The sequence below is a fragment of the Vibrio sp. 10N.286.52.C3 genome, from assembly GCF_041468865.1.
GTDB lineage: Bacteria > Pseudomonadota > Gammaproteobacteria > Enterobacterales > Vibrionaceae > Vibrio > Vibrio crassostreae_C.
On sequence record NZ_JBFRJM010000050.1, the window covers coordinates 1 to 25,439 of the forward strand.

Genomic DNA, 25,439 nt, shown 5'->3' on the forward strand with positions numbered 1-25,439 from the left:
GTTTCTTAAACTTAATCGCCCACCAAACAGTGTCTTTACACGGAACATAGCCGTCTCTGAAAGTGACCGTTTATGGTAACCGTACTTCTTTTTCCAATGTTTATTTGAGCCGTATAATTTCTGGCAAGCTACCGCCAGATTACGGGGGTGACCTCGTAACCAAAAAGCAGCACCTTCTCTCGGTGGAATAAGTGGAACAGCTTGTTTAATACGTATTGCTTCGTAGCATTGTCTTGTATCGTAAGCTCCATCACCAGATATCTCATTGATTCTACGACGAGTTTGATTCAGTAAATTAGGAAGAGCTTCACCGTCAGTGACATTCGATAAACTTAACTCAGCCGCAATGATTTCATGAGTGCCAGTGTCTACGGCTAAATGGAGCTTACGCCAAACTCGACGCTTCCCGTCAGTACCATGTTTTTTTACTTTCCATTCACCTTCACCGTAGACCTTTAGCCCTGTTGCATCAATGGCTAAATGCTGTATTGCGCCTCGGGTCTTTGTCTTGAATGACACATTAACCGTTTTGGCTCGTTTACTGATGCATGAATAATGAGGACATGACAACGGGAGTTGAGCGAGTTTGAAAACAGAATCGATGAATCCTTGTAACGCTCTCAACGGCATCGCGAATACTCGTTTAACCATGAGGGCGGTCGTAATGGCTAAGTCACTAAACAATCGAGGTCGACCTCGTTTACCTTGCTTGAGTTGCTTCCACTGTTGAATCGCTTCCTCATCAATCCAGAATGTCAGTGAACCACGATTGATTAGGGCTTGGTTATATTGTTTCCAGTTAGTTGTTCTGTAGCGAGGCTTTGGCATTGCTCTAAGTATGTGAGTGAACTTAGATGATCTGATCGTAGCTTTAAGCATTAGTTCCCTGATTTAGGAAACAAAGCCGAGCAAGATCCACACATAACAGGCAATAAAAAACCGAGCACTTAGGCTCGGTTTTTTCATTGGTAAGCTAAATTACTTAACGTAATCGAGATTACTCAGTGTCTTGCTCGCTATCACTTTCAGAGTCAGAAGCATCTGATGCTTGCTCTTCACTTGATTCAGAAACGACCGTTCCTTCTGCATTAACTGTTTCTGCGTTTACTGCTTCAGCGTTTGCTACTTCAGCTTCGCCTTCAACAACCTCAGCTTCTTCTACTTCGTCGATACGTTGTAGACCTACAACGTTCTCGTCGTCAGAAGTACGAATCAGTGTTACACCTTGAGTGTTACGACCAACTTGGCTCACTTCCGCAACGCGAGTACGTACTAGCGTACCTGCGTCGGTGATCATCATCATTTCGTCGCCTTCTTCAACTTGAACAGCGCCAACAACTGGGCCATTACGTTCAGAGACTTTGATAGAAACCACACCTTGCGTTGCACGGCCTTTCGTTGGGTATTCAGCTAGTTCAGTACGCTTACCGTAACCGTTTTGAGTCACAGTTAGGATATCGCCTTCGTTAGAAGGAACAATCAACGATACTACTTGATCGTCTTCTGGAAGCTTCATACCACGAACACCAGAGGCAGTACGGCCCATTGCACGTACTTTGTCCTCGTTAAAGCGAACAACTTTGCCCGATTTAGAGAACAGCATGATGTCGCTATCACCGTTAGTGATGTCAACGCCAATCAGTGAATCGTCGTCACGTAGGTTAACTGCGATTAGGCCGTTAGCACGTACGTTAGCGAATTGATCCAGTGATGTCTTCTTAACTGTACCGTCACCCGTTGCCATGAAGATGAATTTCTCGTTAGAGAACTCAGAAACTGGCAGGATAGCCGTAATACGTTCACCTTCTTCTAGAGGAAGAATGTTCACGATAGGCTTACCACGAGCAGTACGACTTGCTAATGGCAGTTGGTAAACTTTCAGACGGTATGTCTTACCACGAGTAGAGAAACATAGGATGTTATCGTGAGTATTAGCAACAAGCAGACGCTCAATGTAATCCTCATCTTTCATCTTAGTTGCACTCTTACCTTTACCACCACGACGTTGAGATTCGTAGTCGCTTAGGATTTGGTACTTAACGTAACCTGCGTTAGAAAGCGTTACTACAACGTCTTCTTGAGCAATCAGCTCTTCCATGTCGATGTCATGAACTGCCGCTGTGATTTCTGTACGACGCTCGTCGCCATAGATTTCACGTACCGCTTCAAGTTCTCCACGGATAACTTCCATCAAACGCTCAGTGCTTGCAAGAATGTGCATTAGCTCAGCGATTTCTTCTAGAAGTGCTTTGTACTCGTCTAGAATCTTCTCGTGCTCAAGGCCTGTTAGGCGGTGAAGACGAAGTTCTAGAATTGCTTGTGCTTGTGTTTCCGTTAGGAAGTATTGACCATCGCGGATGCCGTATTGGTCTTCTAACCAATCAGGACGAGCTGCGTCAGTACCTGCACGCTCAAGCATTGAAGCAACGTTACCAAGATCCCAACCACGAGACACTAAACCAACTTTAGCTTCTGCTGGTGTTGGCGCGCTCTTGATCAGTTCAATGATTTCATCAATGTTAGCAAGTGCTAGAGACAATGCTTCAAGGATGTGTGCACGGTCGCGTGCTTTCTTCAATTCGAAAATAGTACGACGAGTCACAACTTCGCGACGGTGGTCTACGAAGCACTTAAGCATGTCTTTGATGTTGAACAACTGTGGTTGACCGTTATTCAACGCAACCATGTTGATACCGAAAGTCGTTTGCAGTTGAGTTTGAGCGTATAGGTTGTTAAGAACCACTTCGCCTACTGCATCACGCTTACATTCAATAACAATACGCATACCATCTTTATCAGACTCGTCACGCAGTGCACTGATGCCTTCTACTTTCTTATCTTTAACCAGTTCAGCAATCTTCTCGATCAAACGAGCTTTGTTTACTTGGTAAGGGATCTCAGTAACGATAATGGTTTCTTTACCATTCTTCTCTACTTCGATATCCGCTTTTGAACGCATGTAAACCTTACCGCGGCCAGTCTTGTAAGCATCTACGATGCCTTTACGACCACTGATAAGTGCTGCTGTTGGGAAGTCAGGACCAGGGATATAGTCCATTAGCTCATCAATAGTGATATCTTCATTATTGATAAATGCTAAACAGCCATCAACAACTTCACCAAGGTTATGTGGTGGGATGTTGGTAGCCATACCTACTGCGATACCAGAAGCACCGTTTACCAATAGGTTAGGAATTTTTGTAGGAAGTACTGCTGGAATTTGTTCTGTACCATCGTAGTTCGGTACGTAATCCACAGTTTCCTTATCAAGGTCAGCCAGGAGCTCGTGAGCAATTTTCGCCATACGAACTTCGGTATAACGCATTGCAGCCGCGGAGTCGCCATCGATAGAACCAAAGTTACCTTGGCCATCAACTAGCATGTAACGCAGTGAGAACGGTTGCGCCATACGAACAATAGTATCGTATACAGCACTATCACCATGTGGGTGGTATTTACCGATTACATCACCTACTACACGAGCAGACTTTTTATATGGTTTGTTCCAATCATTACCTAGTACATTCATCGCGAATAAAACGCGGCGGTGTACAGGTTTTAGGCCATCACGCACATCTGGAAGGGCACGACCAACGATGACGGACATCGCGTAGTCTAGGTATGAACCTCTAAGCTCATCTTCAATATTTACGGGCGTGATCTCTTTCGCTAGATCGCTCATAGAGCCATTTTCCCTCTATAGTCAGATCGTATTTTTGAATACGTATAAGACCGAAAAATATAACACAAATTTACCTACGGAGGCATCACTTTCCCTCTCCTTTTACCATCTTGTGACCCTTGTAGCCAATCAATTGATGAGAAATTGCACCTCCGCATCATATCTTGCTGAAACATGGTCACTTTACATCCAATAAACTAGCAAAATTGTAGATCTTCTGGTCAGAGCGAAAAGGCAAGTTATAATGCCTGCAATTTCATGGATGCATTATTTAACTTGGAAATGCCGATTATGACTAAATCACAGAACGTAGACCCAGCAGAAATCAAAAAATTCGAAGACATGGCGTCGCGCTGGTGGGATCTGGAAGGCGAGTTTAAGCCTCTACATCAAATCAACCCACTGCGCCTAAATTACGTGCTAGAAAAGACCGAAGGTTTATTTGGTAAGAAAGTCCTCGATGTTGGCTGCGGTGGCGGCATTTTGGCTGAAAGCATGGCTGTTGAGGGCGCAGTAGTCACTGGCCTAGATATGGGTAAAGAACCGCTAGAAGTGGCACGTCTTCACGCATTGGAAACTGGCACCAAGCTCGATTACATCCAGAGCACCATCGAAGACCATGCAGAACAGAATCCACAAACTTACGATGTGGTGACATGTATGGAAATGCTAGAGCACGTTCCTGATCCACAATCTGTGATTAGTGCATGTTCAAAATTAGTGAAACCGGGTGGTCACGTGTTCTTCTCTACCTTGAACCGTAACTTCAAATCTTACCTGTTCGCTATTGTTGGTGCAGAAAAGCTACTTAAGATTGTTCCTGAGGGCACTCATGAACACGAGAAGTTCATTCGCCCTGCTGAACTTATCAAGATGGTCGATAACACTCCGCTGCAAGAACTAGGGATTACAGGGCTGCACTACAATCCTCTTACGGACACTTATCGTTTAGGCACAAATGTAGACGTAAACTACATCGTCCACACGCAAAACTTTGGCTAAAAAATATCGGTAGCCCTACCGTAAAACCTTTTGTAAAAAAGACGAATGAAAAGAGTTGCAATTACCATAACTTTGCGACTTTTTTCAGTCTAAATTTCGTGCGCTAGCTTCCATTTTGACCACCTCGATTTAAATTTAATCGCCTAAAATCAATCGCCCATTTTGGCCAAAGATCAAGGGATTTTTTTTTATGGGCGTGCAAAAATAAAGCATCATTAAAAGCCGACTTTTATACAATCAAGTCACATATAACCTCATCAGTTAGTGGTCACTTACAGTTTTTTTTCAATCCACCACTTATCCACAAGCAACCCCATTTCTTTACCTTGAAAAATATCAGTTGTAGCACTATCTTGTAACCCAACAAACAAATGACCCCTATATGTTGTGTTTGAACTACAATGTATGGGTAGACCAAGATCACAAAGCCGAAACGTAATTTACAAAAATTACACAGAAATACACAAAAACACGGCCTTGTTCAGTTTTGTTAGGGAAATTAAGCAGAATGAACCAACAACTTACTGTTACCAAGCGTAACGGGCGCAAAGAAACGATCGATCTAGAGAAGATCCATCGCGTGATTACATGGGCAGCTGAAGGCTTGCACAATGTTTCTGTATCACAAGTAGAATTGAAAGCTCACATTCAGTTTTACGATGGCATCACCACTACTGACATTCATGAAACTATCATCAAGTCAGCAGCGGATTTAATCTCTGAAGAGACTCCTGATTACCAATATCTAGCAGCACGTCTGTCTGTATTCCACCTACGTAAAAAAGCGTACGGCGAATACGAGCCGCCTGCACTGTATGACCACGTTGCAAAACTGGTTGATATGGGTAAATACGATAGCCACCTTATGGAAGATTACACGAAAGCTGAATTCGAAGAGCTTGACGAGTACATCGACCACAAACGTGACTTAGACTTCTCTTACGCAGCGGTTAAGCAGCTCGAAGGTAAATACTTCGTGCAAAACCGTGTAACGAAAGAAATCTACGAGAGTGCTCAGTTCCTTTACATTTTAGTTGCTGCGTGTCTATTCGCTAAATACCCGAAATCGACTCGTCTTGACTACATCAAACGTTTTTACGACGCATCGTCTACGTTTAAGATTTCTCTACCTACACCGATCATGTCTGGTGTACGTACGCCTACTCGTCAATTCAGTTCTTGTGTACTGATCGAGTGTGGTGACAGCCTTGATTCAATCAACGCGACAGCAAGCTCAATTGTTCGTTACGTATCTCAACGTGCTGGTATTGGTATCAACGCAGGTCGTATCCGTGCGCTTGGTTCTGAAATCCGTAATGGTGAAGCGTTCCACACAGGCTGTATCCCTTTCTACAAATACTTCCAAACAGCAGTAAAATGTTGTTCTCAAGGTGGTGTTCGTGGCGGTGCAGCAACGGTATTCTACCCACTATGGCACGGTGAAGTTCAGTCTCTATTAGTACTGAAAAACAACCGCGGCGTTGAAGAGAACCGAGTTCGTCACATGGATTACGGCGTACAGCTGAACAAGCTTATGTACTCTCGCCTAGTTCAGGGTGGCAACATCAGCCTGTTCTCACCTTCAGACGTACCTGGCCTTTACGATGCGTTCTTCGAAAACCAAGACCGTTTTGAAGAGCTATACGTTAAGTACGAAAACGATCCTTCAGTGAAGCGTGAAACGGTTAAAGCCGTTGAGCTTTTCTCTCTGCTAATGCAAGAGCGTGCTTCTACTGGTCGTATCTACATTCAGAACGTTGACCACTGTAATACACACAGCCCGTTTGATTCTGAAGTAGCACCTGTTCGTCAATCGAACCTATGTCTAGAAATCGCGCTTCCTACTAAGCCACTTTCTAACGTAGAAGATGACGAAGGCGAAATTGCACTATGTACGCTTTCAGCATTCAACCTTGGCGCAATCAATGAACTGGACGACCTAGCAGAGCTTTCTGAGCTGGTTGTTCGTGCTCTAGATGCACTGCTTGATTACCAAGACTACCCGCTTCCAGCTGCATACAAGTCGACAATGAACCGTCGTACTTTAGGTGTAGGTGTAATCAACTACGCATACTACCTAGCGAAGAATGGTGTTAAGTACTCTGATGGCAGCGCGAATGGCCTGACTCACCGTACTTTTGAAGCAATTCAATACCACTTGCTAAAAGCATCTGTTGAACTAGCGAAAGAGCAAGGCCGTTGCCCATCTTTCCACGAGACCAACTACGCGAAAGGCCTACTGCCAATCGATACTTACAAAAAAGATATCGACTTAGTATGTGAAGAGCCACTGCACTACGATTGGGATTCTCTACGTGAAGAGATCATGGAGCACGGTCTGCGTAACTCTACGCTAACAGCGCTTATGCCTTCTGAGACATCGTCTCAAATCTCGAACGCGACTAACGGTATCGAGCCACCACGTGGTTACGTATCAGTGAAAGCATCGAAAGACGGCATCCTTAAGCAAGTGGTTCCAGATTTCCTAAATCTTAAAGAGAACTACGAGCTACTTTGGAACATTGGTTCTAACGACGGTTACCTACACCTAGTGGGTATCATGCAAAAATTCGTTGACCAAGCTATCTCTGCAAACACTAACTATGACCCAAGTGTTTACGACAGCGGTAAAGTACCAATGAAGAAGCTGCTTCAAGACCTACTAACAGCGTACAAGTACGGTGTTAAGACGCTTTACTACCATAACACTCGTGATGGTGCTAAAGACGACCAAGGCGATGCAGTTCAAGTGCCGGAAGAAGATTGTGAAGGCGGCGGTTGTAAGATCTAAACCGCAATAAACATTAAGACCCCAGAGAAGAGTTATCTTCTCGGGGTTTAAAGCATTAACAGGGTCCGTTTTATTACGGGTCTTTAAAGGATTTGAGGCATTTATGGCTTACAGTACTTTTTCTCAGCAAAAAAATGACCAACTAAAAGAACCAATGTTCTTGGGTCAGTCGGTAAACGTTGCACGTTACGACCAACAAAAATTCGAAATCTTCGAAAAGCTTATCGAGAAGCAGCTTTCTTTCTTCTGGCGTCCAGAAGAAGTAGACGTGTCTAGCGACCGTATCGACTACAACAAGCTTCCTGAGCATGAAAAGCACATCTTCATCTCTAACTTGAAGTACCAAACGCTTCTAGATTCAATCCAAGGCCGCAGCCCTAACGTTGCCCTACTTCCATTGGTATCTCTACCAGAAGTTGAAACTTGGATTGAAACTTGGTCTTTCTCTGAAACGATTCACTCTCGTTCTTACACGCACATCATCCGTAACATCGTGAATGATCCAGGCGTAGTATTCGACGACATCGTTGAAAATGAAGAGATTCTGAAGCGTGCTAAAGACATCGCTTTCTACTACGACGACCTAATCAAGCTAACGGCTGACTACCACCGCTACGGTGAAGGCAACCACAGCATCAACGGCGAAGACGTCAAGATTTCACTTCACGATCTGAAGAAGAAACTTTACCTATGTCTAATGTCTGTAAACGCACTAGAAGCGATTCGTTTCTACGTAAGTTTCGCATGTTCATTTGCATTCGCTGAGCGTGAGCTAATGGAAGGTAACGCGAAGATAATCAAGCTAATCGCTCGTGATGAAGCCCTTCACCTTACTGGTACACAGCACATGATCAACTTGCTACGCAATGGTCAAGATGATTTTGAATTCATGCAGATCGCTGAAGAGTGTAAGCAAGAGTGTTTCGACCTATTCAAAGAAGCGGCTGAGCAAGAGAAAGAGTGGGCAGAATACCTATTCAAAGATGGCTCTATGATTGGTCTGAACAAAGACATTCTTTGCCAATACGTTGAGTACATTACCAACATCCGTATGCAGGCTGTTGGCCTAGGTACGGCTTACCCAGCAGCAACGTCGAACCCAATTCCATGGATCAACGCTTGGTTGTCTTCAGATAACGTTCAAGTTGCTCCACAAGAAGCAGAAATCAGTTCTTACCTAGTTGGCCAAATCGACAACGAAGTAAAAGCTGACGACTTTGAAGGATTTGAGCTGTAATGCCAACAATCAAAATCAACAAACTGACTTCAATTGAATCTAACCCTTCAAACACTCTGTTGGAAACAATGGAACAAGCTGGGTTAGAGCCAGAATACAACTGCCGAGATGGTCACTGTGGCGCTTGCCGCTGCACGTTGGATTCTGGTGAGGTCGAGTACGTTGGTTTTGCTATGGCTTACACGCAAGGTAATGAGATATTGCCTTGTATCTGTAAAGCAAAGACTGAGCTATCGCTGAGTAACGTTATTCATAGAAACAAGCAAAAACGCGCATAAGCCAGCTGGCTTTAGGTCACTTTGTTCGAATATCGTCAATAAGAATCAAAAAAGGGTCCGCTTCCTTTAGGAATGCGGACCCTTTTCTATTTATGTCTTTAGGTATCTAAAGCGACTCGTCTATCACTCAACCAAATCTTCCTGTTGGCTTGTGTCATACAAAGCCAAACGTTTATTGCTGAGTCAGGTTAAGAGTCACAGAGCCAATATAACAAGCGCTTCGGCACTCTCCACAGCCGTTACACTTATCTTTGTCCACTGTAGGCAACTCTCCTACTTCGATGTGTATTGCACCAGCTGAACACGCCGTTTGGCATGCTGAACAGTCCATTTGCATGTAATTATTGCAGCTATCCGCAAAGCTCGGCTTGAGGTCGATATAAGGTGTGACCGTTGGATGAAGTGCGCCGGTCGGACACACTTCAGTGCATTTGTTACACATAGAACAACTGTTGTAATCCAAATTCAGCAGCGCACTGCCCTCTAGCATCTCAATAACGCTATTTGGACACGATTGTTCACACAATCCACAACCGTCGCAAAGACGCTCAAACAGCACCTCATCGACCGCTCTTGGCGGTCTTGCATGCAAGCGCTGTGATATCTCTTCATAATTCGCGGCTGCTTTAACCGGTTTAGAAAGTCGAGTTAAGAAACCGCGTCTATTTGAATTTATTTGTTCAGACATTAGTCGATATATAACTTTTTAGTAGCAACGTTTAAATTATATTCAGATATTAAGTACTTAAACCAATCTATTACATCAACCGATAGCTTTTTATAAAAAGATAACTCTGATGCTTTATTTAGTTTTTCTAAATAAACAGAAGACCAAGTTAATAAGTGACCCTCAAGCAATTCACCGGCTGAATTAATATTATTATTTTCTAACAAATACGCATGAGCGAATAACATTAAACCAAATTGATCTTCCGGCTCTCTTAACCCAGTGTCTAATTCAATCTGATTCAATTCTAAAAACTGGCGATACTCAACCGTAGAAGCACCAAACACAACGCGGTCTTTATCTAGGTACACAGAACCCCAAGGCGGAGCTGGCATGTCTCCAACGCCTTCAAACAGGCGGCTGAACTCTGCTGCGAGCGCATCTTCGTCTTCGCTTCTTAATGCCTGCAAGCATTCTTCAGAGAGTACTTCGCTCTCAACCAAAGCTTCGACAATGGTGATTAACTGTTCTTTACTTGTCGCTTGATAAAATAGCGAACCCAACAATTTATGCGTATCGATAATCATTATTATTTATACCGTTATAGGTTTAAAGATAATTATATTAATTAACTCATTTCATTCTTTGATCTATTTTATACATTCAATTCATAAACTTTAAATTCCACACTTATTTGATGCCAATCAATCAATAATTCGAAATAAATACATAAAGAACAAACTACCTATAAAGTGCTAGCTATCAATAGCAAAAGGCATCTTAGAATGACGAATAAGAAAGAATCTGGGGTAATGAATCTTACTCGAAGAGGCTTCATGAAAGCTTCCTCTGCAGTAGGTAGTGCAGCTGCACTTGCGGGCGGTATTGCATTACCTTTCAAATCCAAACCAGTAGCGGCTGCAGTTGCTGAAAATGTGGATGAGAAAATCGTATGGAGTGCATGTACAGTAAACTGTGGCTCTCGCTGCCCACTGCGTATGCATGTACAAAACGGTGAAATCAAATACGTAGAAACAGACAACACAGGCACTGACGAATACGGTCATCACCAAGTTCGTGCGTGTCTACGTGGTCGCTCGATGCGCCGCCGTGTTTATAACCCAGATCGCCTAAAGTACCCAATGAAACGTGTGGGTAAACGTGGTGAAGGTAAGTTTAAGCGTATTAGCTGGGAAGAGGCTTATGATGAAGTCGCTGGCACCATGCAACGCCTTATCAAAGACTACGGTAACGACACTATCTACCTAAACTACGGTACAGGTACGCTGGGCGGCACGGTTACTAAATCTTGGCCACCAGCTCAAACGCTGATTGCTCGTCTAATGAACCTAAGTGGTGGTTACTTAAACCATTACGGTGACTACTCAACAGCGCAAATCACGAAAGGCTTGAGCTACACCTACGGCGGTTGGGCAAACAACAACTCTTTCTCTGATTTAGAGAACACTAAACTTAATATTCAGTTTGGTAACAACCCTGCTGAGACGCGTATGTCTGGTGGCGGCCAGATCCACCACTACGTTGAAAGCAAAAACAAATCAAACGCAAGAACGATCATCATCGACCCTCGCTACACCGATACTGCCGGTGGCCGTGAAGATCAATGGATCCCAATTCGTCCTTCTACAGATGCGGCATTGGTAGCGGGTCTTGCACACGTGATGATCACTGAAGACCTTGTCGACCAACCGTTCCTAGACAAATACTGCGTAGGTTACGATGAGAAGACCCTTCCTGCATCAGCGCCTAAAAACAGCGACTACAAATCTTACATCCTAGGTTTAGGTGAAGATGGCGTAGAGAAGACACCAGAATGGGCTTCTAAGATCACGGGTATTCCAGTTGACACCATCGTTAAGCTTGGCCGTGAAATGGGCACAGCGAAACCATGTGCGATTCACCAAGGTTGGGGCTTACAACGCACTGCGAACGGTGAACTAGCGTGTCGTGCAATCGCGATGCTGTCACTGCTCACTGGCTCTGTGGGCGTATCAGGCGGTTCAACAGGCGCTCGTGAAAGCGACATCAACATTCCATTTGTCCGCTTCCCTACTGTGCCAAACCCAGTTGAAACGTCTATTTCAATGTTCATGTGGACAGACGCGATTTACCGTCACCATGAAATGACCGACATCACTGATGGTGTTCGCGGTGCAGAGCGCCTTAAGAACCCAATCAAGATGATCTGGAACTACGCAGGTAACTGCATCATTAACCAACACTCAGACATCAACAAGACTCACGCGATTCTTCAAGATGAAAGTGCGTGTGAAATGATTGTCGTGGTTGATAACCATATGACGTCTTCAGCGAAGTACGCCGATATCATCCTGCCAGACTTAACAACGTCTGAGCAAGACGACTGGTGTATGGACGGTAAAGCGGCGAACATGCCTTACTTCATCTACGCGCAGAAAGCGATTGAGCCTCAGTTTGAAGCGAAATCTATCTACGAGATGTGTACTCAGCTTGCGAAACGAATGGGCGTAGAAAAAGAGTTCACCGAAGGCCGTACTCAAGAGCAATGGATTGAGCACCTTTACGCAGAAACTCGTAAGAACGATCCAACACTGCCAACCTTCGAAGAGATGAAAGAGCTGGGTATCTACAAACGTAGCTACGACCACCACTACATCGCTTATGAAGATTTCCGTAAAGATCCTGAAGCGAACCCACTGACCACACCAAGTGGCAAGATCGAGATCTACTCAGAGCAACTGGCTGATATCGCGAAGACTTGGAAGCTGAAAGAAGACGAAGTGATTCACCCACTTCCGATTTACGCGGACTCTTTCGAAGGTCATAACGACCCACTAGCAGAGAAGTACCCACTTCAGCTAACCGGTTTCCACTACAAGGCTCGTACTCACTCGACTTACGGCAACGTTGCAGAAATCAAAGCAGCAGCACCGCAAGAGTTGTGGATCAACCCAATCGATGCAAAAGAACGTGGTATTGAAAGCGGCGACATGGTGAGTATTTTCAACGACCGTGGCGAAGTACATATTCCAGCGAAAGTGACACCTAGGATTCTTCCTCGAGTTGTCGCACTAGGCGAAGGTGCATGGTACGCACCAGATGGTCAGAAGATCGACCATGCAGGCTCTATCAACGTGCTGACGACTCAGCGCCCGAGCCCACTTGCTAAGGGTAACCCTCAGCATACAAACCTAGTTCAAATCAAAGCGCTAAAGAAAGCATAAGGTAGGTTGGAATGAAACAATACGGCTTTTACATTGATTCAAGTAAATGCACGGGTTGTAAAACCTGTCAGCTTGCTTGTAAAGATTATAACGATCTAGACATCAAAACGAACTACCGTCGCGTATACGAATATGCCGGTGGTGGCTTCACTCAAGATGGTGATACCTGGGTTCAGAAAGATGTCTTTTCTTACTACCTATCTATCGCTTGTAACCACTGTACTAACCCAGCGTGTGTGAAAGTGTGTCCTTCGGGCGCAATGCACAAACGTGATGAAGACGGTTTGGTTGTGGTTGATGAGAGCGTATGTATTGGTTGTCAGCACTGTAGCAATGCGTGTCCTTACGGCGCACCACAATACAATGCTAAGAAAGGTCATATGACGAAATGCGATGGTTGTTACCAACGTGTTTCTGAAGGCAAACAGCCTATCTGTGTTGAGTCTTGCCCACTTCGTGCATTGGAGTTTGGTGAAATCAATACACTTCGCGAGAAGTACGGCTCTGGTGCGGATGTGGCTCCACTGCCATCTTCAACAGAAACGCTACCAAACATCGTGATTAAGCTGAACAAAAACGCGAAGCCGACTGGCGATACCAGCGGTCACCTAGCAAACCCGAAGGAGGTGTAAGATGATTTTTCATGAGTGGTCTTTAATCTTCTTTACGGTGCTGGCGCAAACTGCGGTTGGTGGTTACTTACTGATTGGCGCACGTGCACTGGTACTTGGTCATGACGAAGAGAAGCTGAACAGCTACAAGGTTCCAATGTTTATCCTATGGGTACTGATGGGTCTTGGCTTCATGTTCTCGACAACGCACCTTGGCTCTCCACTGCGCGCGTTTAACGCTTTTAATCAGCTAGGTTCGGCTTGGTTGTCTAACGAAGTGTTCTTCGGTGCGGCATTCTTCGCTGTCGGTGGCCTGCAATGGTTACTGTCGGTAGTCAAGAAAGGTGGCGTTGCTATCCAGAAAGCACTGATGGTTGGCGCGATGGTACTGGGTGTTATCTTCATGTACGCGATGATCAACGTATACATGATCAACACAGTACCGACGTGGGACAACATCTACACACCACTGAGCTTCATCATGACGATGGTTGTGGGTGGCTTGCTGTTATCTCAGTTCGTGATTGTATTCGCAAACGACAGCCGCTTTACGGTTGACCGTAACATCACCATGTTGGCTGTTATCGCTGTTGCTATCAGCTTGCTTGTGACAGTAGGAAAACTGAACCTAATCGGAGACATCCAAACTTCAGCGGCAAAAGCGTCTGAGTTAGTCGATGGTTTAGGTAGCTATGTGATTCTTCAAGTGGCACTGCTAATGGCAAGCTTGTTGATTTGGATTCTACCTATGCTGAACAAAGCAAAAGTGAACCCAGTTAACCTTGGCTTAGCACTAGTATTGTTCTTGGCTTCAGAGTTAATCGGCCGTGGTTTGTTCTACAGCCTACATATGACAAGCGGTTTGTAATCGAGTTATTACAGACATGAGTTGCGTGTAAACATCGCTGCTTGTTTGGTTATCTAGAAGGCTAGATAAACAAAAGGCCCAACACCTATTTAGATGTTGGGCCTTTTTATTTCGTTTTTTCTAGCGTTTTTAATACAGACTTAGCGAGTTCGCTTACATCGTTAGCTTACATAGCTACTTAATGATAGCCGCTGGAATAAACATGTCTTTTAATCGCTTAACCGAAGAATAAGTACCAAACATCGGTTTGTTATCTAAATGCCTTCTCAGCATATCGGCGGCAACGGTCTTAATCACGTTGCGTTGGTCTTCACGCGAGTACTGACGATAAAACTCAAGTACCTGCCCCCACTCGCCTGCTTCAGTCGACAATGCAACGCTGAATGTGTTGCCTTCCAGCTTACCAGTCACCAAAGCCAATTCAGTTCCGCACTTATCTCTTGTTGCTCCAGCCAGCGCAAAGGTCGCGGCTAATGGATCGCTCTTTTCAAGTTCGCTCTCTTTTGGCTCAGCCATCACCCATGAGTGTCCGAAGCAATCTTCTATCTGCTCATTCAATTGCAGCCACGCTGACAGTGAACCTTTGGTCGACACTTCAGACACAGATAACGTCTTCTTTTTTTCCGCCATGATGTGTCCAATATGGTCAATCATCGGCTCATCAACACTAACGACATTACTCTCTAGCAGCTTGTAAACCATCTGCAGCAGCTTAACGCGAGTTTCTAAGTCTGCCTTAGGACCAAACAGTTTGACCTCAATGAACGGCAGATAAGAGCGATAACCAAGTTCATAACCTTCTGGCAGCTTTAGTTGATCCAAAACATCAGAGATACCGGACTCAGACAAACCAAACGTAAACAGTCGACTGCATTCAGAGGCAACCACTTGAGGGTAGGTACACGACAAGTCAGGAAGAATCTCAAACGTCACCATGCGCTTGAATTCACTTGGTACACCCGGCGTGAAATAGAAAGTCGCATCGTTAATTTTCAGTTTGAAGCCACAAGCCGTCCCCACAGGGTTATCGACAATCTCTGAACTCGCAGGTAACAAAGCTTGTTTAAGGTTGCTGTCTGGCATTGGCATGCCACGTCCAGAGAACATCTCTTCCATACGAGCAAGCCATTCAGGGAACATGACGAGTTTCTGCTCGGAAGCAGCTGCAGCGGCGGCGGCACTCATATCATCGGTTGTCGGGCCTAAACCACCATTAACGATAACCACATCATAGTTAAAGCTCAGCATCAGCAGTTCTTCAACAAGAGCATTCATTTGATCACCCACAGTTGAGCGCTTAGCAAGCGCAAAACCATGCTGATAAAACTCAGCAGACATCCAAGCTGCGTTTGTATCTACAATGTCTCCATGAAGAACTTCTTCACCTGTGCTTAACATTGCGATTTTCGTCATATTTCTATCCCTTGTTGTCATAAAAAGACACTGCATTATTTACAAACTGGTCTATGGTTGAATTTGGAGCAATTCGCCTTTTCACTAATATTAATAATGTTAAACCTAAGGTTTTCTTAGGAAAAGCTATAAATTATTAGTTCCCTAAATCAGGCATTTAATAGATAATTGTGATCCTGATCAATTCCAAACTTTCTCATGGAGACCCTTGTGGCCAAATCACCGTTACTAGCAAAGGTTACTGCCGCATTTTCAATGCTAATGTCAGTTAACTCGGTTGCAAGCCAATACGACTTCGACCAGCCAATCAACCTTTCTTACTCGGATGAATGTGCTCAAGATTACTGTTTTAATGACAACTTGTACACCTACAAGCCTAGTACCAATTACGCACTGAGCGAATCGAGTGATGAGTACGACTTCTCAATCCAACAACCAAAACACATGTTGGTGAGTCAGGAGAAAGATTGGGATTACCTAATGGGTCAAACCTACACCATTCTTGGCTTGAGTGTCGCGACAGTGGGTCTAATGACTCTGCTCCCTGAAAGTATTACTAAGTGGGATGATGACCAACGTGATATCAGCTCATTAGGTAAAAAGTGGAAAGATAACGTTTCTGCTGGTCCAACATGGGACCGTGACGAACACTTCCTAAACTACGTAATGCACCCATATTTCGGTGGTGTTTACTACACCGCAGCTCGACACGCAGGTTACGACGAGTTTGAGTCATTCTTATACTCTTGGACTATGTCGACGTTCTTCTGGGAATACGGCGTAGAAGCGTTTGCAGAAGTACCTTCATGGCAAGATCTCTTCATCACACCTTTCTTCGGTGCGGTTGTCGGTGAAATGATGCTAGAAGCAGAGCAGGATATCATTGCTTCAGGTGGCGAAGTGATGGGCTCTCAAACCATGGGTGATGTGTCGCTATTCTTCCTTAACCCTGTTGGACACATTCACTACTGGGTAAGTGATGCATGGGGTGGTGATGCAGAAGTTAACCTGAATACTAACCCTTGGTGGGATAACCAAGACGCTGCACGTTTTGCTTACGATGCTGGCGCACCATACGACTCTCAGTTTGTTGGTATGAACTTCAAAGTAACGTTCTAATTCGTCTCTAGTACTACTCAATATAAGTTATTGAATATAAGTTGCTGAATCATCAATCACAGTGACAACTCTTCTAAAAAGCGGCTCTCTAGCCGCTTTTTTTGTGCCCTACTCTTCATTCTCTTTTTTTGCATCGAAGCTTAGTTTCAAAAATTGACCTAGGTCAAACATTGTTCGATGTAACCTTCTACACTGAAATTAAAGAACTTTATCGCGTGATATCAAACATTTAATTAGCAAAGAATAATTGAAACCTTGGGGGCTGATATGAACAGTACATTTATCGTAAACTTTATCGGAAAAGCATCACCAGCAACAATCAAACAGCTTGCTGCGGTTACTCACGAAAACGACGGCAAATGGCTCATCAGTAAAGTGAACTTTATTGAAGACCAAGTCGCAGGCGTACTAAAGGTTCAACTTCCAGCCATCAACGAATCGATTGTAAAAGAAGCGTTCAGCGCCAATCCAGATCTCATCGTGCAGTTTGTCGATTCCGATCATACACACAATGTTCAAGACACGGTCCATCACTTGAGACTCGACTCTAACGACCGAGCAGGTATCGTCAACGAAGTGACTCATGTATTGGATAGACAAGGAATCAGTATTCTCGATATGGATTGTCACCGCGTCTTTATCGCTGGTGGCGGCGGTGTTAGCTCAAGTCTATTCACATCAAAAATCGCCGTTAAGCTGCCAATCGAAGTACAGATCGACGACGTAGTTAATGAACTCGAAACGCTCAGTGAAGATACTCGTGTGATGATTGAAAGCTAAATAAACAAAATTAAAGAACAAAAAAGAGCAGCTCATTAGCTGCTCTTTGTATTGCTCTGAACTTGTGATTCAGTTACTTAACTGACCATTGTGATAATGAGCGTTTGAAGTCTTCATAGCCGAATTCATTTAGCTTCTGAACTTCACCACTGCTACGTTCACAGTAGATTGAAGGCATTTTAAGGCCATTGAACCAGTTCAATTTCACCATTGTGTAACCCGCGCTGTCTAACAGATGCAGCTTTTGACCAATCTTAAGTGGCTCATCAAAGCTCGCTTCGCAGAACTGATCGCCCGCAAGACATGAACACGAACCAATCACGTAGTCATGGCTGCCTGTTTCTGATGCTTCCAATACTGATGCGGGCTCATTGTAGATAAGCGTGTCAAGGCGGTGCGCCTCAGTCGCTGAATCCACAATCGCTGTTTTCTTCACGTTCTCAACAATATCGACCACTGTCAAAACTAGGTCGGTTGTTTTAGTGATGATCGCTTCACCCGGCTCAAGATACATCTGCACACCGTGCTTTTCAGAGAAGGCTTTCAGCGCAAGACCGAGTTTTTCGATGTCATAGCCAGGCCATGTGAAGAACACACCTCCGCCCATGCTCACCCAGTCCAACTTATCTAAGTGCTCACCAAACTGTTCTGAGATTGAGTCAAGCAGGCCGATAAACGCATCGACGTCTTTGTTCTCACAGTTCATGTGGAACATCACACCATTAATCTCATCGAAAATTTCTGGTTTGATGTGGTCAGCTTGCACGCCCAAACGCGAGAATTGACGTGCTGGATTCGCCAAGTCTTGCCCTGCGTAGCTCACGCCCGGATTTAAACGTAAACCCAGTGAAGCTTTACCTTCAACAATATGACGGTAAGCAGCAAGTTGGCTTTGAGAGTTGAAGATCATCTTGTCGCAGATGTCAGCAACCTCTCTCACGTCATCTTCACTGTAGCCCACACTGTAAGCATGAGTTTCACCGCCAAAAGTTTCGTGACCTAATTTCACTTCATAAGGGCCAGAACTAGTAGTACCGTCTAGGTACGGTTTGATGATGTCAAACACGCCCCAAGTCGAGAAGCACTTAAGCGCAAGTACCAATTTCACACCTGAAATCTCTTTCAGTTGCTTGGCTTTTTCTAAGTTCGCAATCAACTTGTCTTCGTTGATCATGAAATATGGGGTTTTTAGTTCTTCTTTCTTAAACGTCATTTTTGTAAACACTCAAGCAGCATCTATAGATGGAAAGGTAAATTAACAATTTTGGTGTAATTTATTTTGATTTTGTCCTGTCCGAGCACAGTGAGTTACAAAATCAAAATAAATGATACCAAAGCTTCAAGGCTATCATCATCGAAAAGGGAACAATCCATGTCCCCTTTAATTAGCAATCAAAACAAGAAATCAGTTCTTATTTTTTCAGCTCATGAATCACTGGAAGACCTTGGCCTGCTTCAAGCTCTTGAACATGCCAATCTAGACCAATTTCCGGCATAGTTGCTAGGAACGGATCTGGATTTAGCTGTTCCATGTTGAACACGCCTTTATCAGCCCATTCGCCACGGAAGAACTGAAGTGCAGCGGTAATCGCTGGAACACCAGTTGTGTAAGAGATCGCTTGGTGCTCTACGTCTTCGTAAGCCACTTCGTGGTCTGCGTTATTGTAGATGAATACGCTACGCTCTTTACCATCTTTCTTACCTTGAACCCAAGTACCGATACACGTTAAACCAGTGTAACCCGGAGCTAGAGATGTTGGATCCGGTAGTAGTGCTTTAAGAACATGCAGAGGCTGAACCACAGTACCATCGTGCAGTGTTAGCGGATCTGGGCTAAGAAGACCGATATCACGCATGCAGTTGAAGTAGTTCAAGTATGCATCACCAAAGCCCATCCAAAATTCGATACGCTTAGCTGGGATGAACTCTTTCATTGAACGAACTTCATCATGCGCCATTGAGTAAACTTTGTGAGAACCACAGTTCGGGAATTCAAACTCAAGCATACGAGAGTGACAAGGTACTTGTTTCCACTCTTCATTTTCCCAGTAGAAAGAATCGCCTTGGATCTCAAGCATGTTGGTTTCTGGGTCAAAGTTTGTCGCAAACTTCTTGCCGTGGTCACCAGCATTCACATCCATTACATCAATTGAGTCAATCTCATCGAACAAGTGCTTAACCGCGTATGCAGCAAAGATTGATACCACACCTGGATCGAAACCAGCACCAAGAATACCTGTGATGCCTGCTTCAGCGAACTTCTCACGGTAGCCCCACTGCCAATCGTAAGCTTGTGGTACTTGTTGGCCTTCAGAACATAGGTCAACCGCTACCGATGTATCTAAATAAGAAACTTTAGATTGGTAACATGCTTCCATGATTGCCATGTTTACCCAAGGAGGACCAGCGTTGATCACTAGATCCGGCTGAACTTCTTTAATCAAAGCAACAAGCGCATCAACATCATCAGCGTCTACTGAACGTGCTTCTAGTTTCTTAGTTGAATCTTTAAGGTTGTTTTTGCCCTTGATAGATTCGATGATTTTTTCACACTTCGCGATTGTGCGAGAAGCGATTGTGATATCACCCAGTACTTCGTTATTTTGTGCTGCTTTGTGTGCAACAACCCAACCAACGCCGCCTGCACCAATTTGTAGAATAGCCATAGTATTAATTACCCTTGTTGTTCTGCTAGCTCAGTGGCTAGAGTTTGAATTTTGTTAATTAGAGATTTGAAATCTGATGTCTTTAGGCACGGATTCAAGATAGTGAATTTAAGCGCACTCTTACCATCCACGACCGTTTCACCGAGTACTGCAACACCACGAGTCAGCGCTTCCAGTCTTAGCGTTTGATTCAATTTGTCTAAATCTAGCTCGCCGTTTGCTGACGGCTTAGATCGGAACAGCACTGTTGATAGTGACGGCTCTGCGAGTAGCTCTAAGTCAGCTTGGTTTTGAATCAGGTCTGCCACTTCTAGCGTTTGCTCAAGAAGATGGTCGTACATATCACCCAACTGCTTTGGTCCAACGCTTTGCATCGTCATGAAGACTTTCAATGCATCGAAACGCTTGGTGGTCGCAATAGACTTATCGACTAGATTTGGCAGTTCATCGTGTTCGCGGTTTAGGTAATCTGCGTGATGTAGAAGGTACTTAAAGTTCGCTTTGTCTTTCAACAATACCGCGCCGCAGCTGATTGTTTGATAGAACAATTTGTGGAAATCGACACTCACAGAGTCCGCTTTTTCGATGCCTTGTAAGCGAGCCTTGTGGCTACTCAAGATAAGCGCGCCACCGTAAGCACTGTCGACATGGAACCAAAGGCCTTGTTGGCTTGCGAGGTCTGCAATCGCATCAAGGTCGTCGATAGCACCGTGATCGGTTGTACCCGCCGTACCGACAACAGCAAAAGGAATCAACCCTTGTGCTTTAAGCGCTTTCACTTCTGCATCTAACAAATCAGGCTTGATAGTGCCGTTTGCATTGGTGTCAACACAGCACACTGCCGCTTCGCCTAGCCCTAGTAGAGAGGCTGACTTTTGAACCGTGAAGTGAGATTTCTTTGAACATAAGATACGCAGCTTGCTCGCGTATTCTGGTAAGCCAAGCTTTTGGATTGAGTGACCATTGTGCTTATCCGCAACCCAGTCTCTCGCAAGCAATAAACCCATTAGGTTACTTTGCGTGCCACCGCTAGTGAAAACACCGTCAGCTTGTGCGCCAAGTTGGTATTTGTCACACATCCAATCCACGACGCGCTGCTCAACATAAGTCGCAGCCGATGCTTGGTCCCATGAATCCATTGATTGATTCAATGCCGCGATAATCGATTCCGCTGCTACCGAAGCCATAAGAGGAGGAGTGTGAAGGTGTGCAATGCAATCTGGGTGTTGCACGAAGATGGAGTTTGCAGCGACAAGGTCTGCAGTACTATCTACAACATCAACCAAAGCGTGTTGATTGTTATCAAGGTCGACAGCATTGATAGCTGCTTCTAGCACTTTTGGATCTAAACCCGAATAAGGGGTTTCAACCTGTTCAAAAACCGCTTTCATCGCTTGAGTGGTTTGGTTCATCACGTTAGCAAATTCGTCGCTACCGCCTAAACCTGTATGGATGAAATGCTTGTTCCATTCTTGGTTTGCTTGTTCGCTTGAAGCTGGGTCTTGTTGTAAGCCACCACCAGCTGCGATGATCGCTTCTTCCATTACGCGGAGTACAAAGTCAATCTGCTCAAAAGAGATAATCATTGGCGGAAGGAAACGAATTACCGAGCCATCACGACCACCCTTTTCAACCATCAAGCCACGCTCTAACGCTGCTCGTTGAATCGCTAGGGTTAGTTCGCCGTCTGATTGTGGTTCGCCAAACTTGTTAAGCTCACCATTTGGTTGTTTGATCTCAGCACCGAGCATCAGGCCTTTACCACGAACTTCAGCAATACAGCTAACGCGTGATTGAATCTTCTCAAGCCCGTGACGTAAATATTGGCCTGCGATGTTCGCGTGCTCAACTAAGCCATCTCGTTCGATGATCTCCAACGCCTTAGCGCCAGAGACCATTGCTAATTGGTTACCACGGAATGTACCGGTGTGCTCACCCGCTTTCCATGTATCAATGCTCTTATCGAACACAAGCAGCGACATAGGCAGTCCGCCACCAATCGCTTTAGATAAACATAAGATATCTGGATTAACACCAGACTCTTCAAACGCAAATCGATGGCCAGTTTTGCCCACACCACACTGAATCTCATCAAAAATCAGTAGGATGCCGTGCTCATCACAGATGCGACGTAGGCCTTGTAACCAAGATGCTGGAGCAGGAATCACACCGCCCTCACCTTGCACAGGCTCAACGATCATCGCCGCCGGTTTCATGATGCCAGACTCGTCATCATTCAACATACGTTCGATGTAACGAATGCTCGCGTTAGCACCCGCTTCACCACCAATACCAAACGGGCAGCGTAGGTTGTATGGGAAAGGCATGAAGTGCACATCAGACATCAAGCCGCTACGACGCTCTTTAGTGCCGAGGTTACCCATCATACCCATGGTGCCGTTCGTCATACCATGGTAAGCACCACGGAAAGCAAACATGGTGTTGCGACCTGTGGTTTGCTTGGCGAGCTTGATCGCCGCTTCCACAGCGTCAGCGCCAGATGGGCCACAGAATTGAAGAACCGAGTTATTTGAAAAGTCTTGAGGAAGAAAAGCTTTAACTCGCTTGATAAACGTCTCTTTTGCTTGAGTCGTGATATCAAGTGTTTGGTATGGCAAACCAGAATCGAGTTGGTCTTTAAGTGCTTGGTTAATCTCAGGGTGGTTGTAACCCAGAGAAAGTGTACCTGCACCGGCTAAGCAATCGAGAAAGAGTTGGCCACGAGTATCTTCAACTAAAGCGCCACATGCTCGTTTAATAGCAATAGGCAGGCGTCTTGGGTAAGAGCGAACATCCGACTCATGCTGTTCTTGCTCTAGCAAAATAGCGTCAGGTGTTAGGTCGTACGTTCCCTCTAAGATAGGAACCATAGTTGAAAATGAATTTGCGATAGTATTGATATCGACTTCAAAGGCGGTAGTCATAAAAGTCCCCTTGAATGTGTTCATACTCACCTCCATCAGACGCAATTACCCACCAACTCTCGTTAAATTTGGAGAGAGTTCATAGTGAAGTACACGTATTGTCTAGAAATGAGATATAGCTGTACGCTCGCATAAGTCAAATGACGAATACGAAATTAAGCCGTCTTAAGACAGCGATAAATTGTTAGCGTGAGCTCAAGGTTCAGTAATGCTACTGTTTTGAAGAATTGGACATTTTTGCAGGATCGGGCAGCTATGAGGAGCTGGTCCCTTTGGAAATGCAGAGCTGATTAGCAATGTTGTAATTAGTGTGTTCAATGTTGGGTTTCCCATTAACATGACGAACTGCGCCATAAGTATCCCGTCTATCAGCTAAAGGACTAGCCAATACCTACCCTACGTAATGTCCCAATCAGCAAGAATGGTCACTACGCGTATCCCCCAGAAGCAATCGTTGCTCTTCTTGAACATTTTCATTCCGAGATTGCGCAGGAAAGTAACATAAAGTGAAATGAACGATCAATAGTTTTTAGTAATAGCTTGATAAATAGCAGCGGTGGCTAAGCAATTGCTGTAAATATCGTCACACTATCGTTTGGGAAAGAGCTCCCCGGTTCGCTCGTTCCTCACGCCCGAGGATGACGACGTGGATTTATAAACGTTACTAGAGAGACTTTGAGGTCATACCGTCATTCCCTAGCACGAGGAACGAGTTCATAGGGAATCTCGCTTTTAAAAACTAACTTGATTGCAAAATTTGAAACAGAGATAGAAATGAATGTTGAGTGCGGGTTCGAACAAGAAGAGTTCTTAAACGTAAAAGCTAAGCGTCAGAAACCAAAAAGCCCGAACATTTCTGTTCGGGCTTCTTAATTTGGAGCGATACATCGGGTTCGAACCGATGACCTCAACCTTGGCAAGGTTGCGCTCTACCAACTGAGCTAGTATCGCATTTGCTTTATCGAGATAAAGACTTTAATAGATGGTGCCCCGGGCCGGACTTGAACCGGCACAGCGCGAACGCCGAGGGATTTTAAATCCCTTGTGTCTACCAATTCCACCACCAGGGCACGCAATTCTTTATTGCGATGCCGATTACTGAAAAGTAAAACACCATCTTATGTTGACGCCAATCAACATACAAAATTTGGAGCGACACACGAGGTTCGAACTCGTGACCTCAACCTTGGCAAGGTTGCGCTCTACCAGCTGAGCTAGTGTCGCATATCATTATTCTTCTCTTAAACAAGAGAGAGAATGGAGGCGCCTCCCGGAGTCGAACCGAGGTCCACGGATTTGCAATCCGCTGCATAGCCACTCTGCCAAGGCGCCTTAGTAACTCCAATCGAATCGCTCATTGCCATCCTCTTGGGTACGGAATGCATTCTACGGATTCAGACGATTGAGTCAATATTATTTTTGTATTTTTAATTCGTTTGAATAGATTTCATACGAAACAGGCCAAATAGCTGACTTTATGTTCAAAACACACTGTGAGCGGGTTATTCAAAGGAGATCTATATCACATTAGATATCCACTATTGATAACTTAACCTTAGGTTAAAGATCAAAAAAGCGAGCCTCAGCTCGCTTCTTCATCAATGATGTTTTTCGTCTAACAAATCGTCTTTGGCAGCCATCAAGTATTGTGCCATTGACCAATAAGTAAGAACGGTGGCGACATACAGTGCAATGTAACCTACCCACACCATCCAGTCGTCGTATCTCCAGATAAGTACCCAAAGAGCGAACATCTGAGAAACCGTTTTGACTTTACCAACCCAAGATACCGCAACACTTGCGCGTTTACCGATTTCAGCCATCCATTCACGAAGCGCTGAAATGATGATCTCACGAGCAATCATGGTCACGGCTGGAATAGTTATCCAAATAGAGTGGTAATGCTCTGTAATCAGGATAAGAGCCGTAGCGACCAACACTTTGTCAGCCACAGGGTCAATGAAGGCACCGAAGCGAGACGTTTGCCCTAACTTACGAGCTAGCATGCCATCTAGCCAATCAGTGAAACCGGCTACCCAAAACACCATCGCAGCAGCGAAAGGAGCCCATTGATAAGGTAGATAGAAAACGACAACGAATACTGGGATCAAAAATAGTCTCAGTAAGGACAAAATGTTAGGTATATTCAAACGCATATTATTGGGCTCTTATTAATT

General features: G+C 44.7%; 18 protein-coding genes and 4 tRNA genes. 9 read left to right on the forward strand and 13 right to left on the reverse strand.

The annotated features are described in order from the left end of the window. Positions 1 to 828, reverse strand: an 828-nt coding sequence (locus tag AB4138_RS16250) for an IS5 family transposase (RefSeq protein WP_372306833.1), incomplete at its 3' end; no start/stop codon positions are given. 169 nt (positions 829 to 997) lie between these two features. Beyond that, the gene (gene gyrA / locus AB4138_RS16255) at positions 998 to 3,682 is read right to left on the reverse strand and encodes a DNA topoisomerase (ATP-hydrolyzing) subunit A (protein ID WP_372306836.1); all 2,685 of its coding nucleotides are present in this window, start codon (positions 3,680 to 3,682) and stop codon (positions 998 to 1,000) included. 258 nt (positions 3,683 to 3,940) lie between these two features. On the opposite strand from gyrA, the gene ubiG reads away from it, so the two are divergent. The 4 genes from ubiG (at position 3,941) to yfaE (ending at position 8,990) form a co-directional block, all read left to right on the forward strand. Continuing rightward, positions 3,941 to 4,684 carry a bifunctional 2-polyprenyl-6-hydroxyphenol methylase/3-demethylubiquinol 3-O-methyltransferase UbiG gene (ubiG, locus tag AB4138_RS16260; protein WP_017063556.1) on the forward strand — a complete coding sequence of 248 codons (744 nt, stop codon included), beginning with the start codon at positions 3,941 to 3,943 and terminating at the stop codon, positions 4,682 to 4,684. Positions 4,685 to 5,192: 508 nt separating this feature from the next. Further along, on the forward strand, positions 5,193 to 7,475 hold the full coding sequence (nrdA, locus tag AB4138_RS16265) for a class 1a ribonucleoside-diphosphate reductase subunit alpha (RefSeq protein ID WP_017060992.1): 2,283 nt from the start codon (positions 5,193 to 5,195) through the stop codon (positions 7,473 to 7,475). A gap of 103 nt (positions 7,476 to 7,578) precedes the next feature. Then, complete coding sequence (gene nrdB, locus AB4138_RS16270) at positions 7,579 to 8,712, forward strand: class Ia ribonucleoside-diphosphate reductase subunit beta (protein ID WP_017063554.1); 1,134 nt, start codon at positions 7,579 to 7,581, stop codon at positions 8,710 to 8,712. Continuing rightward, complete coding sequence (yfaE, locus tag AB4138_RS16275) at positions 8,712 to 8,990, forward strand: class I ribonucleotide reductase maintenance protein YfaE (protein ID WP_010438115.1); 279 nt, start codon at positions 8,712 to 8,714, stop codon at positions 8,988 to 8,990. The genes nrdB and yfaE overlap by 1 nt, the downstream gene beginning before the upstream one ends. A gap of 172 nt (positions 8,991 to 9,162) precedes the next feature. Here yfaE and napF read toward each other — a convergent pair whose 3' ends face one another. Continuing rightward, on the reverse strand, positions 9,163 to 9,678 hold the full coding sequence (gene napF, locus AB4138_RS16280) for a ferredoxin-type protein NapF (RefSeq protein WP_017060994.1): 516 nt from the start codon (positions 9,676 to 9,678) through the stop codon (positions 9,163 to 9,165). After that, positions 9,678 to 10,244: a molecular chaperone gene (locus tag AB4138_RS16285; RefSeq protein ID WP_017060995.1), complete on the reverse strand. Its 567-nt coding sequence runs from the start codon at positions 10,242 to 10,244 to the stop codon at positions 9,678 to 9,680. The genes napF and AB4138_RS16285 overlap by 1 nt, the downstream gene beginning before the upstream one ends. A 198-nt stretch (positions 10,245 to 10,442) precedes the next feature. Here AB4138_RS16285 and AB4138_RS16290 point away from each other — a divergent pair, with 198 nt between their 5' ends. The 3 genes from AB4138_RS16290 to AB4138_RS16300 are packed head-to-tail and all read left to right on the forward strand — an operon-like array spanning position 10,443 to position 14,360. After that, positions 10,443 to 12,881: a DmsA/YnfE/YnfF family dimethyl sulfoxide reductase gene (locus AB4138_RS16290; RefSeq protein WP_017060996.1), complete on the forward strand. Its 2,439-nt coding sequence runs from the start codon at positions 10,443 to 10,445 to the stop codon at positions 12,879 to 12,881. Between the two features lie 11 nt (positions 12,882 to 12,892). Then, positions 12,893 to 13,513, forward strand: coding sequence for a DMSO/selenate family reductase complex B subunit (locus AB4138_RS16295; protein ID WP_004733360.1), 621 nt, complete (start codon positions 12,893 to 12,895; stop codon positions 13,511 to 13,513). A 1-nt stretch (position 13,514) separates the two neighbouring features. Continuing rightward, complete coding sequence (locus AB4138_RS16300; RefSeq protein WP_017060997.1) at positions 13,515 to 14,360, forward strand: DmsC/YnfH family molybdoenzyme membrane anchor subunit; 846 nt, start codon at positions 13,515 to 13,517, stop codon at positions 14,358 to 14,360. Positions 14,361 to 14,534: 174 nt separating this feature from the next. On the opposite strand, the gene AB4138_RS16305 is transcribed toward AB4138_RS16300, so the two are convergent. Beyond that, positions 14,535 to 15,773 (reverse strand): CinA family nicotinamide mononucleotide deamidase-related protein, encoded by a 1,239-nt coding sequence (locus tag AB4138_RS16305; protein ID WP_017069172.1) that lies wholly within the window; start codon positions 15,771 to 15,773, stop codon positions 14,535 to 14,537. A 210-nt stretch (positions 15,774 to 15,983) separates the two neighbouring features. Between AB4138_RS16305 and AB4138_RS16310 the strand changes: the two genes are divergently transcribed. Further along, positions 15,984 to 16,892, forward strand: a complete 909-nt coding sequence (locus tag AB4138_RS16310; RefSeq protein WP_017069173.1) for a DUF3943 domain-containing protein — start codon at positions 15,984 to 15,986, stop codon at positions 16,890 to 16,892. 267 nt (positions 16,893 to 17,159) lie between these two features. After that, the gene (locus tag AB4138_RS16315; protein WP_017061000.1) at positions 17,160 to 17,672 is read left to right on the forward strand and encodes a glycine cleavage system protein R; all 513 of its coding nucleotides are present in this window, start codon (positions 17,160 to 17,162) and stop codon (positions 17,670 to 17,672) included. A gap of 73 nt (positions 17,673 to 17,745) precedes the next feature. Here the strand turns inward: AB4138_RS16315 and nspC are convergent, their stop codons facing one another. The 8 genes from nspC to pgsA form a co-directional block, all read right to left on the reverse strand. Beyond that, a complete protein-coding gene (gene nspC / locus AB4138_RS16320) occupies positions 17,746 to 18,885 on the reverse strand; it encodes a carboxynorspermidine decarboxylase (protein WP_372306839.1) in 1,140 nt (379 codons plus the stop codon). A gap of 199 nt (positions 18,886 to 19,084) precedes the next feature. Then, positions 19,085 to 20,338 carry a carboxynorspermidine synthase gene (locus AB4138_RS16325; RefSeq protein ID WP_017061002.1) on the reverse strand — a complete coding sequence of 418 codons (1,254 nt, stop codon included), beginning with the start codon at positions 20,336 to 20,338 and terminating at the stop codon, positions 19,085 to 19,087. Positions 20,339 to 20,346: 8 nt separating this feature from the next. Further along, positions 20,347 to 23,286, reverse strand: a complete 2,940-nt coding sequence (locus tag AB4138_RS16330; RefSeq protein ID WP_372306842.1) for a pyridoxal phosphate-dependent class III aminotransferase — start codon at positions 23,284 to 23,286, stop codon at positions 20,347 to 20,349. A gap of 851 nt (positions 23,287 to 24,137) precedes the next feature. Further along, positions 24,138 to 24,213: transfer RNA gene (locus AB4138_RS16335), tRNA-Gly, on the reverse strand. Between the two features lie 32 nt (positions 24,214 to 24,245). Beyond that, positions 24,246 to 24,332, reverse strand: a tRNA-Leu gene (locus tag AB4138_RS16340). 78 nt (positions 24,333 to 24,410) lie between these two features. Further along, positions 24,411 to 24,486: transfer RNA gene (locus AB4138_RS16345), tRNA-Gly, on the reverse strand. 34 nt (positions 24,487 to 24,520) lie between these two features. Beyond that, positions 24,521 to 24,594: transfer RNA gene (locus tag AB4138_RS16350), tRNA-Cys, on the reverse strand. A gap of 266 nt (positions 24,595 to 24,860) precedes the next feature. Then, positions 24,861 to 25,418, reverse strand: a complete 558-nt coding sequence (gene pgsA / locus AB4138_RS16355; RefSeq protein WP_017061490.1) for a CDP-diacylglycerol--glycerol-3-phosphate 3-phosphatidyltransferase — start codon at positions 25,416 to 25,418, stop codon at positions 24,861 to 24,863. Positions 25,419 to 25,439: the final 21 nt, after the last annotated feature.